General features: G+C 70.3%; 14 protein-coding genes and 1 pseudogene. 8 read left to right on the top strand and 7 right to left on the bottom strand.

Annotation, left to right across the window (positions count from 1 at the left end):
* Nucleotides 1–13: 13 nt before the first annotated feature.
* Nucleotides 14–1,537, bottom strand: a complete 1,524-nt coding sequence (locus ABZ833_RS33500; RefSeq protein WP_361054703.1) for a peptide MFS transporter — start codon at nucleotides 1,535–1,537, stop codon at nucleotides 14–16.
* A 307-nt stretch (nucleotides 1,538–1,844) separates the two neighbouring features.
* Between ABZ833_RS33500 and ABZ833_RS33495 the strand changes: the two genes are divergently transcribed.
* The 5 genes from ABZ833_RS33495 to ABZ833_RS33475 all read left to right on the top strand — a co-directional run bounded on the left by ABZ833_RS33495 (nucleotide 1,845) and on the right by ABZ833_RS33475 (nucleotide 7,608).
* On the top strand, nucleotides 1,845–2,855 hold the full coding sequence (locus ABZ833_RS33495) for a polyprenyl synthetase family protein (protein ID WP_361054700.1): 1,011 nt from the start codon (nucleotides 1,845–1,847) through the stop codon (nucleotides 2,853–2,855).
* Between the two features lie 153 nt (nucleotides 2,856–3,008).
* The gene (locus tag ABZ833_RS33490) at nucleotides 3,009–4,055 is read left to right on the top strand and encodes a CHRD domain-containing protein (RefSeq protein WP_361054697.1); all 1,047 of its coding nucleotides are present in this window, start codon (nucleotides 3,009–3,011) and stop codon (nucleotides 4,053–4,055) included.
* Between the two features lie 272 nt (nucleotides 4,056–4,327).
* Complete coding sequence (locus ABZ833_RS33485; protein WP_361054694.1) at nucleotides 4,328–5,587, top strand: DUF2092 domain-containing protein; 1,260 nt, start codon at nucleotides 4,328–4,330, stop codon at nucleotides 5,585–5,587.
* 121 nt (nucleotides 5,588–5,708) lie between these two features.
* Nucleotides 5,709–6,674, top strand: a complete 966-nt coding sequence (locus ABZ833_RS33480; protein ID WP_361054691.1) for an ABC transporter ATP-binding protein — start codon at nucleotides 5,709–5,711, stop codon at nucleotides 6,672–6,674.
* Entirely contained in the window at nucleotides 6,661–7,608 is a 948-nt protein-coding gene (locus ABZ833_RS33475; protein ID WP_361054688.1) for an ABC transporter permease, read from the top strand. Before ABZ833_RS33480 ends, ABZ833_RS33475 begins: the two co-directional genes overlap by 14 nt.
* A 50-nt stretch (nucleotides 7,609–7,658) precedes the next feature.
* Here ABZ833_RS33475 and ABZ833_RS33470 read toward each other — a convergent pair whose 3' ends face one another.
* A complete protein-coding gene (locus ABZ833_RS33470) occupies nucleotides 7,659–8,240 on the bottom strand; it encodes an NAD(P)H-dependent oxidoreductase (protein ID WP_361054685.1) in 582 nt (193 codons plus the stop codon).
* 188 nt (nucleotides 8,241–8,428) lie between these two features.
* Complete coding sequence (locus tag ABZ833_RS33465; protein ID WP_361054682.1) at nucleotides 8,429–9,370, bottom strand: M28 family metallopeptidase; 942 nt, start codon at nucleotides 9,368–9,370, stop codon at nucleotides 8,429–8,431.
* Nucleotides 9,371–9,746: 376 nt separating this feature from the next.
* Between ABZ833_RS33465 and ABZ833_RS33460 the strand changes: the two genes are divergently transcribed.
* On the top strand, nucleotides 9,747–10,967 hold the full coding sequence (locus ABZ833_RS33460; protein ID WP_361054679.1) for a hypothetical protein: 1,221 nt from the start codon (nucleotides 9,747–9,749) through the stop codon (nucleotides 10,965–10,967).
* On the opposite strand, the gene ABZ833_RS33455 is transcribed toward ABZ833_RS33460, so the two are convergent.
* Nucleotides 10,901–11,770: an AraC family transcriptional regulator gene (locus tag ABZ833_RS33455; protein WP_361054676.1), complete on the bottom strand. Its 870-nt coding sequence runs from the start codon at nucleotides 11,768–11,770 to the stop codon at nucleotides 10,901–10,903. The two genes, ABZ833_RS33460 and ABZ833_RS33455, sit on opposite strands and share 67 nt — an antisense overlap.
* Before the next feature lie 112 nt (nucleotides 11,771–11,882).
* Between ABZ833_RS33455 and ABZ833_RS33450 the strand changes: the two genes are divergently transcribed.
* Complete coding sequence (locus tag ABZ833_RS33450) at nucleotides 11,883–12,734, top strand: NAD(P)H-binding protein (RefSeq protein ID WP_361054673.1); 852 nt, start codon at nucleotides 11,883–11,885, stop codon at nucleotides 12,732–12,734.
* Nucleotides 12,735–12,827: 93 nt separating this feature from the next.
* Here the strand turns inward: ABZ833_RS33450 and rarD are convergent, their stop codons facing one another.
* A complete protein-coding gene (gene rarD, locus ABZ833_RS33445) occupies nucleotides 12,828–13,856 on the bottom strand; it encodes an EamA family transporter RarD (RefSeq protein WP_361054670.1) in 1,029 nt (342 codons plus the stop codon).
* 133 nt (nucleotides 13,857–13,989) lie between these two features.
* Nucleotides 13,990–14,850 carry an NAD(P)H-binding protein gene (locus tag ABZ833_RS33440; protein ID WP_361054667.1) on the bottom strand — a complete coding sequence of 287 codons (861 nt, stop codon included), beginning with the start codon at nucleotides 14,848–14,850 and terminating at the stop codon, nucleotides 13,990–13,992.
* Between the two features lie 91 nt (nucleotides 14,851–14,941).
* On the opposite strand from ABZ833_RS33440, the gene ABZ833_RS33435 reads away from it, so the two are divergent.
* Nucleotides 14,942–15,349, top strand: a complete 408-nt coding sequence (locus ABZ833_RS33435; RefSeq protein WP_361054663.1) for a helix-turn-helix domain-containing protein — start codon at nucleotides 14,942–14,944, stop codon at nucleotides 15,347–15,349.
* A gap of 1 nt (nucleotide 15,350) precedes the next feature.
* On the opposite strand, the pseudogene ABZ833_RS33430 reads toward ABZ833_RS33435, so the two are convergent.
* A pseudogene (locus ABZ833_RS33430) lies at nucleotides 15,351–15,680 on the bottom strand (2-oxoacid:ferredoxin oxidoreductase subunit beta); the annotation flags it as partial.

Raw genomic sequence — 15,680 nt, 5'->3', positions numbered from 1 at the left:
AACCTCAGTGTCCTCAGTGGACGGGGTGCATGGTGCGGCGCAGCCACGGGGCGAGCAGGATGACGGCGACACCGGCGGCGACCGCGATCGCGCCGTTCACGCCGAAGTACGCCGGGTTGGAGACCTCTCCGTACAGCTTCACGATCTGTGCCTGGATGCCGTTGGCGAGGGCGAGCGAGAGGAACCAGAGGGCCATGGTCTGACTGGCGAAGGCCTTGGGTGCGAGCTTCGTCGTGGCCGACATGCCCGAGGTCTCGACGAGGATGTCGCCGAGGCCGAGCAGCAGGTACGAGCCGACGATCCACCAGACCGCCATCTTGTACGTGTCGTCGCCGTGCCCGGAGGTGGGCAGGACCATCAGGAGGAACGACAGACCGCCCAGGATCACACCGAAGGCGATCTTGTTCGAGGCGTGCGGCTGGCGGTGGCCCATCCGGGCCCAGACCGCGGCGACGACGGGGGCGAGCGCGACCTCGAAGGCGCCGAGCGCGGAGGCGTACCAGCTGGCGGGGAAGGTGAAGCCGAGGATCGACGTCTCGGCGTTCGTCGATGCCAGCAGGATCATCGTCGAGTAGGCCTGGAAGAGGATGAAGTTGAAGACGACCGAGGCCAGGAAGAGGACCACGTAGGGCTTCAGGCGCCCGCGTTCCTCGCCGCTCACGCGCGGGCTGCGGAACATGACCACGAAGTAGACGACCGGCGCGATCACCGAGATGACGGTGAGTACGTCGACGAAGCGGTCCATGGTCAGCCAGCCGGCACCGGCGAGCACCGCCGCGAGGGCCCCGAAGGCGAGGATGCCCGCCACGATCAGGACGACCGCGCGGCGCATCGCGTCCTTGGGCAGTGCGAATTCGGCGGACGCCTTGCGTCCGGCGAGGTGACGGCGGCCGAGCACGTACTGGATCAGACCGAACGTCATGCCGATCGCGGCGGCCGAGAAGCCCCAGTGCCAGCCCTTGTGGTCGCCGAGCCAGCCGGTGATCAGGGGGCCCGCGAAGGCGCCGATGTTGATGCCCATGTAGTACAGCGCGAAGCCCGCGTCGCGCCGGTCGTCGTCGGTGCGGTAGAGCTTGCCGACCATCGAGGCGACGTTCGGCTTCAGGAGGCCGGTGCCCGCGCTGATCAGGCCGAGGCCCACCCAGGTCATCGTCGCCGTCGGGACCGCCATCGAGTAGTGGCCGCAGGCGATGAGGATGCCGCCCCACAGGACCGCGCGGTACGAGCCGAGGATGCGGTCGGCGAGCCAGCCGCCCGCCACCGAGACGAGATAGACGAGTGTTCCGTACGCGGCCGACACCGAAGCGGCGGTCCCGGAATCCATGCCCATTCCGTCGTTCGCGACGGAGTCCGCGAAGTACAGGACGAGGATGGCCTGCATGCCGAGGAACGAGAAGCGCTCCCAGACCTCCAGGCCCGACAGGGTGAGCAGCCCGCGCGGCTGCCCGAAGAAGGCGTGGTCGTCGCCGGGCGGCGGCTCCGTCGCCTCCCTGGAGGGGTCCGCGGGCGGTTCTGCGTCGGCCTCAGTGCGGGACAAGGGTTCTGCTCCCGGTAGTTCCGTTGTTCATGGGGCTTTCGGGGATTGCGGGGAATACGGTGCGATGCGGTCTTCTGTGTCGTATCAGCTGATCAAGAACATACCGGTGGTGATCGCACGTCGCCTGGGCGGCATTGCACAGGCGGGTGCCCACTGTGATCGAAAGGCGACCGGATACGCTGACTTGAGTGATGGCAGCGACACATCGACAAACCGTGTCATCGACGCGATCATCACGCAAAGATCGACCGAGTGATGATCGACCGAGTGACCGACTTGTGATCGTCAGCAGACAGGAGAACCCCTCGTGACCGTCGTCGGGCCCTTCGGCCTCAGCGTGCGGGACCAGGCTCTCGAAGCCGATGTCCAGGCCGGATTGGCGGCCGTCGAGGAAGGCCTGCTCGACGCCACCAAAAGCGGGGTCCCCTTCATCACGGAGGCCGCGCAGCATCTGGTGCGCGCGGGCGGCAAGCGGTTCAGGCCGCTCCTCGTGATGCTCGCCGCGCAGTTCGGCGATCCGTACGCGCCGGGCGTCGTGCCCTCCGCCGTCGTCGTCGAGCTGACGCATCTCGCGACGCTCTACCACGACGACGTGATGGACGAGGCGGACGTGCGCCGCGGCGTCGAGAGCGCCAACCAGCGCTGGGGCAACTCCGTCGCCGTGCTCACCGGTGACTTCCTCTTCGCCCGCGCCTCGTACATCCTGGCCGACCTCGGCCCGGACGCCGTCCGCATCCAGGCGGAGGCCTTCGAACGCCTGGTCACCGGCCAGATCCTGGAGACGGCGGGCCCGACCGAGGGCCGCGACCCGATCGACCACTACCTCGACGTGCTCGGCGGCAAGACCGGCTCGCTCGTCGCCGTGGCGTGCCGTTTCGGCGCCATGATGTCGGGCGCCGACGAGACCGTCGTGGACGTCCTGACCCAGTACGGCGAGCGGCTCGGCGTCGCCTTCCAGCTCGCCGACGACGTCCTGGACATCGCGTCCGACTCGCACGAGTCGGGCAAGACGCCGGGCACGGACCTCCGTGAAGGCATCCCCACCCTTCCGGTCCTGCGGCTGCGCGAGCGGGTGGAGAAGCTCGGGCTCGCCGAGGACATCGCCCTGTGCGAGCTCCTGGACTCGGATCTGACGGACGACGCGCGGCACGCCGAGGCGCTGGCGCGGCTGCGGGTCCACCCGGCCCTGGAGCAGGCGCGCAAGGACACCGTGCGGTTCGCGGAGGAGGCGCGGGACACGCTCGCGCCGCTGCGGGACTGCGACGCGAAGACGTCGCTGGTCGAGCTCTGCGATCTGGTGGTGCACCGGGCGGGCTGAGGCCTGGCCTTGCGTGACGGGGACCTACGGAGTGTGACCTACGTCACACTTTCCGTTGGCCTTGGATTGAGTCCAGGATCGGATCGATTCCGTACCTATGCCCGGAAGCCGACGCAGTGGGGTGTCGGCTCAGGTACGGGGAGATTTCTGACCATGGGTACTTTTGGTACGTCTGGCCTGTCTGGCACGTCTGGCACGTTCGCGAATCGCCGCCGGGCGCTGCTCGCCGCCGGTGTGGCCGTCGCCGCCGCGGGAGGTGTGGCGATCGCGGCGCCGCCCGCGGCGGCGAGCAGCGCCACCAGCTCCGGCAGCAGCTCCAGCAGCTCCAGCAGCTCCAGCAGCTCCGGCAGCGGGGGATCCGTCTTCGCGGCGAGCATGAACGGCGCGAACGAGGTGCCGGTGCAGGGCGGGCCCGCGGTCGGCGACAAGGACGGCCAGGCGCTTGAGTTCGTCCAGGTCAAGGGCGACAAGGTGTCGGTCACCGTCAAGTGGCGCGGCACCGGCAAGCCGACCGCCCTCCACATCCACCAGGGCGCCAAGGGCACCAACGGCGGCGTCAAGGTCGACTTCACCAAGCTGCTGGACACGGGCAAGGACAAGGGCAAGAGCGAGAAGAGCAAGAGCAACCGCGTCACCGGCACGGTCAAGGTCCACGACGCCGCGCTGCTGGAGCAGTTGAAGGCGGACCCGGGCAGCTTCTACGCCAACCTGCACACCGCCGAGTTCCCCGGTGGCGCGGTCCGCGGCCAGCTCCACAAGGTGACCACGGACGTCGACTTCCGCGACGCCGCCGCCAACTTCCAGGCGTCCGTGATCCAGGGCGAGCAGATCTACGAGTGCAAGAAGACCGACGACGGCTCGGGCAAGTTCGCCTTCGCGCAGCGTGACGTGCGCGCACGGCTCGGCGGCGGCATCGCGCACGACTTCGTCGCCCCCAACTCGGGCACACCGCGCTGGACGGCCCCCGACCGCAGCCAGGTCACCGGCACGCTGATCTCCAGGACCCCGAACGGCGACAAGAACATCCCCGAACTCGACCTGGCGGCAACCCAGACCGGCAAGCCGCGCGGGCTGCTCGCAGGCACCGCGGAGATCCTGCGCCTGAACACGGTGGGCGGGGTCGCACCGGCCGGTGACTGCGAGCCCGGCGCGATCGCGAAGGTGCCGTACAAGGCGGACTACGTGTTCGTGCAGCGCTGAAGTCCCTACCGCAAGCGCTGAAGTCCCTACCACCGAGGCGGCGTCTACCCCTACGGGACGGGGGAGGCGCCGCCGCTCTGTGTCATCCCACAGCAGTACGTGGAGTTGCTCCCGGGGTCTGACGCTTCTGGCTGGCCGATTTGGTCATATGGAGAACAACAAGGTCCAGCAAGAACAACCACTCCTGACCTATTCGGGTGAGAATGGCGGCGCGGGGTGGACGCACGTACGTACTGGGAAGGCCGCCGCCGACCACGGAGGTAGGGCACACAATGGCACCGTACGAACCGGAGCAGAACACCAGTGAGACCGGGGAGCTGCGCGCAGGCCGCCGCAAGGCGGCGCGCTATGTAGTCCCCGTCGCGGTGGCGGGGGTGGCGGCGGCGACCATCGGGCTCGTCCCGGCGCTCGCGACGTCGGGGGACCCCAAGCTGCCCGACGTGACCGCACAGGAACTCATCGAGAAGATCGCCGCTTCGGACACGGAGCAGCTCTCGGGCACCGTGAAGATCAGCACCGACCTCGGCCTTCCGTCCTTCGGCGGCGACATGGCCGGAAGCTTCGCTCCGGGCAGCGGCTCGGGCGGCGAGGGCGGGGACGGCAAGGGTTCGGCCGCGGACCCGCAGTCCAAGCTGATGGAGCTGGCGTCCGGCACGCACACGCTGCGCGTCGCCGCCGACGGCCCCGACAAGCAGAAGCTGTCCGTCCTGGACGACGCCGCCGAGTACAGCCTGATCCACAACGGCGACGACGTGTGGGCGTACGACAGCAAGTTGAACGAGGTCTACCACTCCAAGTCGGCGGGCAAGGACTCCGGCGAGGACTCCGGCAAGGATTCCGGCAAGAAGGACCTCCCGAAGGACGTCCCCTCCACGCCCAAGGAGCTGGCCGAGGAGGCCCTGAAGGCGGTCGACGACACGACGTCGGTGAAGGTGGACGGCACCGCGCAGGTCGCGGGCCGTGACGCCTACCGCCTGGTCATCAAGCCCAAGCAGTCCGGCTCGACGATCGGCCAGATCACGGTCGCGGTCGACTCCAAGACCGGTACGCCGTTGAAGTTCACCCTCACTCCGTCGAGCGGCGGCAGCGCGGTCGTCGACGCGGGCTTCACGAAGGTCGACTTCGGCAAGCCGGCCGCGTCGACCTTCGACTTCACGCCGCCCAAGGGCGCGAAGGTCACGGAGGGCGATGACGCCAAGGCCGAGAAGCACGGCGGCAAGGAGTTCGGCGGCAAGGAGTTCAAGGGCGAGAAGGACCTGAACGGTCTGAACGTCATCGGCGAGGGCTGGAACTCCATCGCCGAGCTGAAGACGCCGGGCGGCCAGGGCATCCCGACGGGCGACTCCGGAGATGTCCCGCCGGACGCTCAGCGGCTGCTCGACTCGCTCGGCGACAAGGTGTCGGGCGACTTCGGCTCGGGCACGGTCTTCAAGACGCGCCTGGTCAACGCCCTCATCACCGAGGACGGCACGGTGTACGCGGGCGCGGTGACAAAGGACGCCCTCGTCAAGGCAGCAAACGCGGCGAGCTAGGAGCGCCCCTTAAGGGGCGCGGGGAACTGCGCGACAAGCCACGAAGCACTCGCAGAGGACGTACAGGCGGCGGGCTCAGGGGGACAACCTCTGAGCCCGCCGCACCGGTGAGGGAGGACAAGTGCCCCGCACAGACGGCAGCCCGACGCAAAGCGTGATCGAGACCTCCGCGCTCACCAAGCGCTACGGCAAGCAGCTGGCCGTGGACCGCCTCAGCCTCACCGTCCCCGCCGGAAGCGTCTTCGGCTTCCTCGGGCCGAACGGCTCGGGCAAGACGACCACCATCCGGATGCTGATGGGCCTGATCGAGCCGACTTCCGGCCACGCCAGGGTCCTCGGCCGCCCCATGCCGCGCGACACCCGCACGGTGCTCCCGCACGTGGGCGCGCTCATCGAGGGCCCTGCTCTCTACGGCTTCCTCTCCGGCCGCGACAACCTCCTGCGGTACGACGCCGCCGACCCGGCCGCCGACCCGCGCACCCGCCGCGCCCGTGCTGAATCGGCCCTGGACCGGGTGGGTCTCACGGCCGCCGCCGGCAAGAAGGCGAAGGCGTACTCGCTCGGCATGAAGCAGCGCCTCGGCCTCGCGGCCGCGCTGCTCCAGCCGCGCAGGCTCCTCGTGCTCGACGAACCGACCAACGGCCTCGATCCGCAGGGCATGCGCGAGATCCGGGCGCTGGTCAGGGAGTTGGCGTCGGAGGGCACGACCGTCTTCCTCTCCTCGCACCTCCTGGACGAGATCGAGCAGGTCTGCACGCATGCGGCGGTGATGGCCCAGGGCCGCCTGATCACCCAGGGCCCGGTCGCCGAACTGGCCGCCGGTGCGCGGGGGCGTCTGGTCGTGACGACCCCGGACACGGGTGACGCCGTCCGCGTCCTGAAGGAGCTCGGCGTGACGGATCTCGTCGTGACGGAGGACCGCGTGACGGGCGAACCGCCGGGCGCGGACACCGGCACGGACCTCGCGGAGCTGAACGCCGCCCTGGTCGGCGCGGGCGTACGGGTGCGGGGCTTCGGCGTCGAACGGGCCTCGCTGGAGGACGCGTTCGTGGCACTGACGGGGGAGGGGTTCGATGTCGCGGGCTGAGGTCGACGACGTACGCGGGACAAGTGATGTGAGCGGGAAGGGCGACGCGCGGGTGCCCGACGCACGGGAAGTGCACGACGCACGGGAAGTGCGGCGGATCTGGACGCTCGGGCTCTTCCGCAGCGAACTGGGCATCACCTTCCGCCGCTGGCGCACCCTCGCCCTGCTCGGTGTGCTCGCCGCCGTGCCGGTCCTGGTCGGCATCGCCCTCAAGATCGAGACCAGCGACGGTTCGACGGTCGGCGGGGGCGGCGAGGGCGGTGGGCCCGCGTTCATCGCGCAGGTCACCAACAACGGCCTGTTCCTGGTCTTCACGGCGCTCGCCGCGACGCTTCCCTTCTTCCTGCCCATGGCGGTCGGCGTCGTCGCGGGCGACTCCATCGCGGGCGAGTCCAGCTCGGGGACGCTGCGCTATCTCCTGGTCGCCCCGGCGGGACGGACACGTCTGCTGCTCGCCAAGTACGCGACGACGATGACGTTCTGCCTGGTCGCGACGCTCGTGGTGGCCGTCTCTGCGCTCGCCGTCGGGGCGTTGCTCTTCCCGGTCGGCGAGGTCACCACGATCTCCGGCACCCGGATCAGCTTCGGCGAAGGGCTGCTGCGCGCCCTGCTCATCGCCCTCGTGGTCGCCGCGTCACTGATCGGTGTGGCGGCGCTCGGTCTCTTCGTGTCGACGCTGACCAGCAGCGGCATCGCGGCGATGGCGACGACCGTCGGGCTGCTCATCACGATCCAGATCCTCGACCAGATCCCCCAGCTGCACGCCATCCAGCCGTACTTCTTCTCGCACTACTGGCTGTCCTTCGCGGACCTGATGCGTGAGCCCGTCTACTGGGACGAGCTGGTCAAGAACCTCGGCCTGCAGGGCCTGTACGCGGTGCTGTTCGGCTCGGCGGCGTGGGCGCGGTTCGGGGCGAAGGACATCACGGCGTAGGACATCACGGCGTAGGACGGCGTCCGGACGTCGCGGCGGCCTGGGCGGGTTCAGTTCTCGTACGCGAAGCGCGCGAGCGGCGGCTCCTGCGCGAAGAACGTCTTGGCCTCCGTCAGCGCCCGCTCGTCCTTCAGTACGTCGCCGGGCTTGCTGCCGTTGCCGAGCAGTACGCCGCCGAAGCGCATCCCGAGATACGCGGCGGAGTTGCGCAGGGTGCCGACGAGCGGCTCCGCGACGACCGGCTCCTCGTCGGCCAGCGCCGTCACGCCCCACAGGGTGCGCCCGGCCAGCGTGGCCTTGAAGTCGACCTCGGGGATGCGCAGCCAGCCCGACCAGTAGTCGAGGTAGCGCTTGGTGGTGGCCGAGACCGAGTACCAGTACAGGGGCGACGCGATGACGATGTCGGTCGCCTCGACGGTCGCGTCGAGCAGCGTCGCGGTGCTGTCGCCTGACGGGCGGACGTAGTCGCTGTCGTGGCGGAGGTCCTCGAAGTCGGGCAGCGGGTGGTCGGCCAGGTTCAGCCAGCGCTGCTCGACGTCCGGGGAGAGCTGTTCGGCGGCCCGGCGGGCCAGGACCTCCGTGTTGCCCTCGGGGCGGGAGCTGCCGAGCACGAAGAGGAACTTGCGGGTCATGGTGTGCCCCCTGGGTGTGGCGTGGTGGTGCGCGGCCGCACAGGGCCGCGCAATTACCTGCGTGTGCACTATATGCATACGCAGGTAATTGCGTCCAGGGGGTTCCGGGGGAGCCGGGGAGTCGGGGTCCCGGGGGATCCGGGGAGCCAGGGTTCCGGGGGATCCGAGGCTGCCCCGGAGGCGACCGGCTAGGAGGAGAGACCCCACACCGCGTACGCCACGGCGTCGCTGTTGTGGTTGAGCGCTGTCCCGTCGATGTTCGACTCCGTGTCGCACGCGGAGTGGTAGCACTTGTCGAACGGCTCACCGGCCGTGCCGCCCCAGTTCTGGGCCTGCTCGGCGGTCTTCTCGTAGTCGGCGCCGCTGAAGAGGCCGCCGACCGGGACGCCCGCGTCCTTGAACGGGGCGTGGTCCGAGCGGCCGTCGCCCTCCTCGTCGGGCTCCGTGGCGAGGTCGAGGCCGCCGTAGAAGTCCTTGAAGGTCTTCTCGATCGTGGGGTCGTCGTCGTAGACGAAGTAGCCCGGGTTCGGGGAGCCGATCATGTCGAAGTTCAGATAGTCCTTGATCTTCGAACGCTCGTCGGCCGGCAGCTTGTCGACGTAGTGCGAGGAGCCGACGAGTCCCAGCTCCTCGGCGCCCCACCAGGCGAACCGCAGGTGCTTGGTCGGCTTGTACTGCTCGCGCGCCACGGTGAGCGCGGTCTCCAGGATCGCGGCCGAGCCCGAGCCGTTGTCGTTGATGCCGGGGCCCGAACCGACGCTGTCGAGGTGCGAGCCCGCCATGACGACCTGGTCGGCGTCGCCGCCGGGCCAGTCGGCGATGAGGTTGTAGCCGGTCTTGCCGTTGGAGGTGAACTCCTGGAGGGACGTGGTGAATCCGGCCTCGTCCAGCTTGCCCTTCACGTAGTCGACGGACGCCTTGTAGCCCGCGCTGCCGTGGGCGCGGTTGCCGCCGTTGGACGCGGCGATGGACTGCAGCTGCGAGAGGTGGGCCTGGACGTTGGCCACGGAGATGTCGGGGGCGGCCGCCGTGGGGGCGGGGGCCGCGGAGGATATCGCGTTGGTGGTGAGGAGGCCGGTGACGGCTATGACGGCGGCCGCCGCGGCACGTCCGGGAACGGAGAGCTTCATGTGGGGGGCTCCGTGTTCTGTTGGATCGTTCGTTCTGTGGGGGGTACGCCAATTCGGTGAACGTCAAACCGAATTGGCGTGCCTGATGGTGCTGGTGAGATTGACCGCGCGTCAAGAGCGCATATCGGTCGACGTGTTCCGCAGGGCGGTCGCTCGGGCCCTTCCGCGCGGCGGCCGTTGGTTTCTTCTCGCTCGCGTTCCGCGTCACCTAGGGGCCGCTTGGGGGGCCGCTCAGGGTGATCCCGGATCGCTGGGAGATCTCCGTTCCCTCAAGCTGGGATCACAGGCTGCCGGAGGGTCGGCGGCTGTCCGTGCGGGGGTCCGCGGGGATTCGCGGGGGGTCCGCGGGGGATCGCCCAGGGGGAGAGGACGCGACGTGCGACGACGCAAAGGGCTGCCGAGCGGGCCCACGCTGGTCCGGGTGGCTGTCGCCCCCACCGACCTGAAACTCTTCGCGCTCTCCGGCATCGCCACGGTCCTGGTCACCCGCGCCTTCCTTGCCCTGGCGGGGTATCCGAAGCTGGGCGGGGGCGGCGCGGGCGGTCTGCACATCGCCCACATGCTGTGGGGCGGGCTCCTGATGATGGCGGCGATCGTCCTCATGCTCACCTTCATCGGCCGGACGCCCCGCATCGCCGCCGCCCTCGTCGGGGGTGTCGGCTTCGGCCTCTTCATCGACGAGGTGGGCAAGCAGATCACGGACGAGCCGGGCTACTTCTACCAACCGGCCGCAGGGATCATCTACTTGAGCTTCGCCCTGCTCCTGGTCCTGACCCACCTGATACGCAGGCACACGGCGAACACGGCACGGGCGGAGACACAAGCTGGGTCACATGCGCATGCGGTGCCGCAGGCGATGACGCAACTCACGGCACGGGCCGCCGCGCAACGCACCGTGAACGCCGCCGACCTCGCCCTGGCCGGCGTCACCGCGGGGCTCACGGCCGAGCAGCGGCAGACGGCGACACGTCTCGTGGCGGGCTCCGGGAGCGAGGTCGACGCCGCCCTGGTGAGGCTGCTCGCGGCCTTGCCCGAGCGTCCGCCCGCCGAGCCGGCGCGGTGGCGGTCCTGGGCCACCGGCGTCGGACGCGTCCTGCGGCGGGTGGCCCGCAGCCGCCTCGTGCTCGGTCTCGCGGTGTTCTGCCTGCTGACGGAGGCGGTCCTGTTCGCCGTGTGGATGACCATGGACGTCGTCGGGGGCGAGCTGGTGAACGGTCCGCATCCGGGGGCCCATCTGGCCGTCGCGCTCACCGAGGTGACCTCGGCCGTCCTCGGGGTGGTGGGCCTGACACGGCTCGGCTCCGACCGGATGTCGGCGTTCCGGTTCTTCCAGGCGGCTCTGCTCGTGGACATCCTGTTCGGCCAGATATTCAAGTTCACGCTGTCCCAGTTCGCGGCGGTCATCGAACTGGGCATAGACCTCGGCCTGTTCTGGGTGGTCTCCGTCTTCGTGTCAGGTCAGGACCGCGCTGTCTTCTCCTCAGGTCAGGGCCGGGTTCCGGAGCCTGCCGGGCGGGCAGGGAACGGGGGTCAGCCCGCCGCCCTGAGCGAGCCGGAGCCGGAGTCAGGGCGCCCGGCGGTCAGCGAGGCGCGGTAGCCGCTCGGTGCGATGCCGCGGATCCGCTTGAAGGCGTCGCTGAAGCCGAAGCCGTCCGCGTACCCGACCTGTCCGGCCACGGCGGCCACCGTCGCGCCCGGCTCGGCGAGCAGTTCGGCGGCGAGCGTCATCCGCCACTCGGTGAGGTAGGCCATGGGGGGCCTGCCGACCAGCTCCGCGAAGTTGCGGGCGAACGCCGCCCGGGACACCTGGGCGCGTGCGGCGAGGGAGGCCACCGTCCAGGGCCGCGAGGGCTCGTCGTGCATGGCGTGCAGGGCGGGGCCGACCACTTCGTCGCCGAGCGCGCGGTACCAGGCGGGCGGGCAGGCGTCCGGCAGGTCGAACCACTCGCGAAGGGTGCAGGCCAGCATCCAGTCGAGCATCCGGTCCATCACGTACTGGCGCCCCGGCCGGTCGGCGGCCACCTCCGCGGCGATCAGCTCCAGGATGGGCATGCAGTCGTCGCCCGCGGGGACGATCAGGAGCGGCGGCAGCATGCTGATCAGGCGTCGGCCGACGGCGCTGTCCAACTGGTATGCGCCGGTGACCAGTTCGCACTCGTCGGAGCCCGCGGCCGAGAGGGTGAACGGGGCCGTCGTGCAGACCACGGCCGCGTCCCCCTCCCGCAGGGCGCAGGGCGTGCCCGGCACGACCGTGATGCGGGCCGTGCCGCGCACCACTGTGGCCAGCGTCAGCGCCGCCCCTTCGCTGTGCTCCGACTCCCAAGGCCCGCTCAGGACCGTGCGGTTGAACAGCGCTCCGTCCGCGCGTACGCCGCGCAGGAGATCCCCCAGTGCGTCCATGCCCCCACCGTAGACGGATCCCGTGCGCCGGGCCGCGGGCAGTAGACGTACTCCCATCCGTGCGAGACGAACGCCCATGTCCGTGCCGCCCGGCACGCGATTGGCTGAGCCCATGACCGACAACAAGGCAGTGCAGACAGCGAATTCGACCATCCTCGTCCTCGGCGCCACCGGCAAGACCGGCCGCCGACTGGTGCCCCGGCTGCGGGACGCGGGCCGGACCGTGCGCGCCGCGTCCCGCTCCGGCGAGACCCGCTTCGACTGGGCCGACCGCACCACCTGGGCCCCGGTCCTGGAGGGCGTGGGCGCCCTCTACCTGGTCGGCCCGCCCACCCCGGAGCCGATCGCCGACTTCGTGGACCAGGCCGTGGCGGCGGGCGTACGCCGCTTCGTGGTCCTGTCCGGGCGGGGCGTCGAGGTGTACGGCGACTCCTTCGAGCCGTCCATGGCGGAGGCCGAGCGCGTGGTGCGCGACGCGGGCGTGGACTGGACGGTGATCCGCCCCAACAACTTCACGCAGAACTTCGACGAGGACATCTTCGCCGCGCCCCTGCTCGCAGGCCGCCTCGCGCTGCCCGTCGGCGACGTGCCGGAGCCGTTCATCGACGTGGACGACATCGCGGACGTGGCCGCCGTGCTGCTCACCGAGGACGGGCACACGGGCCGGGTCTACGAACTCTCCGGGCCGCGCGCGCTGTCCTTCGCCGATGCGGTCGCGGAGCTGGCGGAGGCGTCGGGGAGGCCGATGCGGTTCGAGGACATCACGGCGGACGCGTACGTGGCGGAACTGACCGAGGGCGGCGTCCCCGCCGACACGGCACGCGCCCTGGCGGACGTCCTGGCCTGGCTGGCGGACGGCTACAACGCGGCGCCGGTGAGCGGAGTACGCGACGTGCTGGGCCGGGAGCCCCGGGACTTCAGCGTGTACGCGAAGGCCGCGGCGGAGGCGAAGGCCTGGGGCTGACTTCCCGCCGGGGGGCGCCCCGTAAGGGGCGCGGGGAACGGCGCGACCAGCCAGAGCGCACCCGCAGATGCAAACGGCGGCCCGCAGGGTAGGTCAGACCGCGGTCTCTGATTCCCGCCCGGCAGCGGGAGTCATGGGCTCCGTCGCCCGCCCCGCGACGGGGGCTGCGGGAACCGGCGGAGCAGCCGCAGCCTTCCGCGCAGCGGAAAGCCGCACCGCATTGCGCCGCGCACCCCGCAACGCGTCCCAGGTCAGCAGCGTCAGCGCCAGCCACACGAGCCCGAACCCGGCCCACCGCTCGGGCGGCATCGCCTCATGGAAGTAGAGGATGCCGAGCAGGAACTGGAAGACGGGCGCGAGGTACTGCAGCATCCCCAGCGTCGCGAGCGGCACCCGGATCGCGGCGGCGCCGAAGCAGACCAGGGGAATGGCGGTGACCACACCGGTCGCCGCGAGCAGCGCCCCGTGCCCGACACCCTCGGTCCCGAACGTGGCGTCACCCTGCACGCCGAGCCACACCAGGAACCCGACCGCGGGCAGGAACTGGATTGCGGTCTCGGCGGCGAGCGACTCCAGACCGCTGAGGCCGACCTTCTTCTTCGCCAGGCCGTACGTGGCGAAGGAGAAGGCGAGGCAGAGCGAGATCCACGGCGGCTGCCCATACCCGAAGGCGAGGACGAGGACCGCCGCGAGGCCGACGGCGACGGCCGCCCACTGCACGGGGCGCAGCCGTTCGCCGAGGATCAGGACGCCCATCGCGATGGTGACCAGGGGGTTGATGAAGTAGCCGAGGGAGGCCTCCACGACGTGGCCGGAGTTCACGGCCCAGATGTAGACGCCCCAGTTGATCGTGATGACCCCAGCGGCGATCGTCACCAGGCCGAGCTTCCGCGGTTGGCGGATCAGCTCGCCCGCCCAGGCCCAGCGCCGCACGATCAGCAGCGCGATGCCGACCACGACGAGCGACCAGGCCATGCGGTGCGCAAGGATCTCGCCCGCCCCGGAGGGCTTGAGCAGGGGCCAGAAGAGGGGCACGAGGCCCCACATCCCGTAGGCCGCGAAACCGTTCAGCAGTCCTATGCGCTGTTCGCCCTTCGACTGCTCAGCTGCGGCAGCGTCCACGGCCCCTCCTTGGTGCACGGCCCCTCCTTGGCGCACGGCAGCCTCACGCTGCATCCAAGAAGGTAGCGGCCAGGACGCCCCGGTGTCATGCCCGTCTCACGAAAACGGTCATGACCCGTCTCACCCTGCGGCGTCAGCCCTTGAGCGCCACCGCGACCGCGTCGGCGAGCGGCGTCGTCGGCCGCCCGATGAGCCGGGCCAGATCACCGCTCGTACCGGCGAGCAGCCCCCGCTCGATCGCCGAGTCCACGTCGACGAGGATCGTGGCGAACTGCTCCGGAAGGCCCGCGCCGGTCAGGATCGCGTGGTTCTGCTCGGCGGGCACGTTCGCGTACGAGATGTCCTTGCCGGTCTGCCGGGCGATCTCGGCGGCGTACTCGCCGAGGCTCCACGCCACGTCGCCGCTCAGCTCGTAGGTCTTGCCCTCGTGGCCCTCGCCGGTCAGTACGGCGACGGCGGCGGCCGCGTAGTCGGCGCGCGAGGCGGAGGCGATCCGGCCCTCGCCCGCGGAGGCGACGACGGCGCCGTGCTCCAGGACGGGGGCGAGGTTGGCCGTGTAGTTCTCGTGGTACCAGCCGTTGCGCAGGAACGTGTGCGGCAGACCGGAGTCGAGGACGAGCCGCTCGGTCTCCTTGTGCTCGTCCGCGAGGCTGAAGTCGGCGTCGGGCCCGCCCAGGACGCCGGTGTACGCGAGGAGCGCGACGCCCGCCGCACGCGCGGCGTCGATCACCGCCGCGTGCTGCGGCACGCGCTGCCCGACCTCGCTGCCCGAGATCAGCAGGACCTTGTCGCCCGCGGCGAAGGCGCCGGCGAGGGTCTCGGGCGCGCTGTAGTCGGCGACCCGCAGCTCGACGCCGCGCGCGGCGAGGTCGGCGGCCTTCTCCTTGTCGCGGACGACGGCGGCGATCTGCCCGGCGGGCACCTGCGCGTCGAGCAGCCCGTCGATGACGAGACGGCCGAGGTTTCCGGTGGCTCCGGTGACGACGATGCTCATGTCTGATATCTCCCTTTGGTGTGATTCTGAGAATGAGCCTATGTCGAGCGCTAACTATTGGAAAGTACCCACTTTGAAGTAAGGTACGGGCATGACAGTAAGTACCTGGAACCTCGGCGACGAGGGCATGTGCCCGCAGCGCCTCGTCCTGGAACACGTCACGAGCCGCTGGGGCGTGCTCGTCCTGATCGCCCTGGACGAGCGCTCGTACCGCTTCAGCGAGCTGCGCAGGGCTCTGGGCCGGGTCAGCGAGAAGATGCTGACGCAGACCCTGCAGACCCTGGAGCGCGACGGCCTGGTGCACCGCGATGCCAAGCCGGTCATCCCGCCGCGCGTCGACTACTCGCTCACCGACCTCGGGCGCGAGGTCGGCGGGCAGGTCAGGGCGCTCGCCGAGTGGACCGAGCGCCGCCTCGCGGACGTGCAGGAAGCGCGTCTGGCATACGACGAGGCCCGGTTCCTGAAGGATCAGAACCGGGCCTCGGACAGGGCGAGTTGAGTTAGCCGACGACCGTCCAGGTGTCGCCGCCCGCGAGCAGAGCGGCCAGGTCGCCCTTGCCGTTCTGCTCGATGGCGGTGTCGAGTTGGTCGGACATCAGCGTGTCGTAGACCGGACGCTCGACGTCGCGGAAGACACCGATCGGGGTGTGGTGCAGGGTGTCGGGATCGGCGAGGCGCGACAGCGCGAAGGCCAGTGTCGGGGACGTCGAGTGCGCGTCGTGGACCAGGATCTGAGACTCGGTCTCAGGCGTGACCGGGACGACTTTGAGGTCTCCGGTGGCCGGGTCGCGTACGACGCCCTTGGCGCCTTCGGCCCCGAAGCGGATGGG

The organism is Streptomyces sp. NPDC047525, from assembly GCF_040643025.1.
GTDB lineage: Bacteria > Actinomycetota > Actinomycetes > Streptomycetales > Streptomycetaceae > Streptomyces > Streptomyces durmitorensis.
Note: the sequence above shows the minus strand (reverse complement) of the source record. Positions and strands in the feature narration are given on the sequence as shown.

Excerpts from the sequence above, each read along its gene's own strand:
- ABZ833_RS33490 (WP_361054697.1), top strand. The coding sequence starts at position 3,009 with ATGGGTACTTTTGGTACGTCTGGCCTGTCTGGCACGTCTGGCACGTTC.
- ABZ833_RS33485 (WP_361054694.1), top strand. The coding sequence starts at position 4,328 with ATGGCACCGTACGAACCGGAGCAGAACACCAGTGAGACCGGGGAGCTG.
- ABZ833_RS33475 (WP_361054688.1), top strand. The coding sequence starts at position 6,661 with ATGTCGCGGGCTGAGGTCGACGACGTACGCGGGACAAGTGATGTGAGC.
- ABZ833_RS33470 (WP_361054685.1), bottom strand. The coding sequence starts at position 8,240 with ATGACCCGCAAGTTCCTCTTCGTGCTCGGCAGCTCCCGCCCCGAGGGC.
- ABZ833_RS33465 (WP_361054682.1), bottom strand. The coding sequence starts at position 9,370 with ATGAAGCTCTCCGTTCCCGGACGTGCCGCGGCGGCCGCCGTCATAGCC.
- ABZ833_RS33455 (WP_361054676.1), bottom strand. The coding sequence starts at position 11,770 with ATGGACGCACTGGGGGATCTCCTGCGCGGCGTACGCGCGGACGGAGCG.
- ABZ833_RS33450 (WP_361054673.1), top strand. The coding sequence starts at position 11,883 with ATGACCGACAACAAGGCAGTGCAGACAGCGAATTCGACCATCCTCGTC.
- ABZ833_RS33440 (WP_361054667.1), bottom strand. The coding sequence starts at position 14,850 with ATGAGCATCGTCGTCACCGGAGCCACCGGAAACCTCGGCCGTCTCGTC.
- ABZ833_RS33435 (WP_361054663.1), top strand. The coding sequence starts at position 14,942 with ATGACAGTAAGTACCTGGAACCTCGGCGACGAGGGCATGTGCCCGCAG.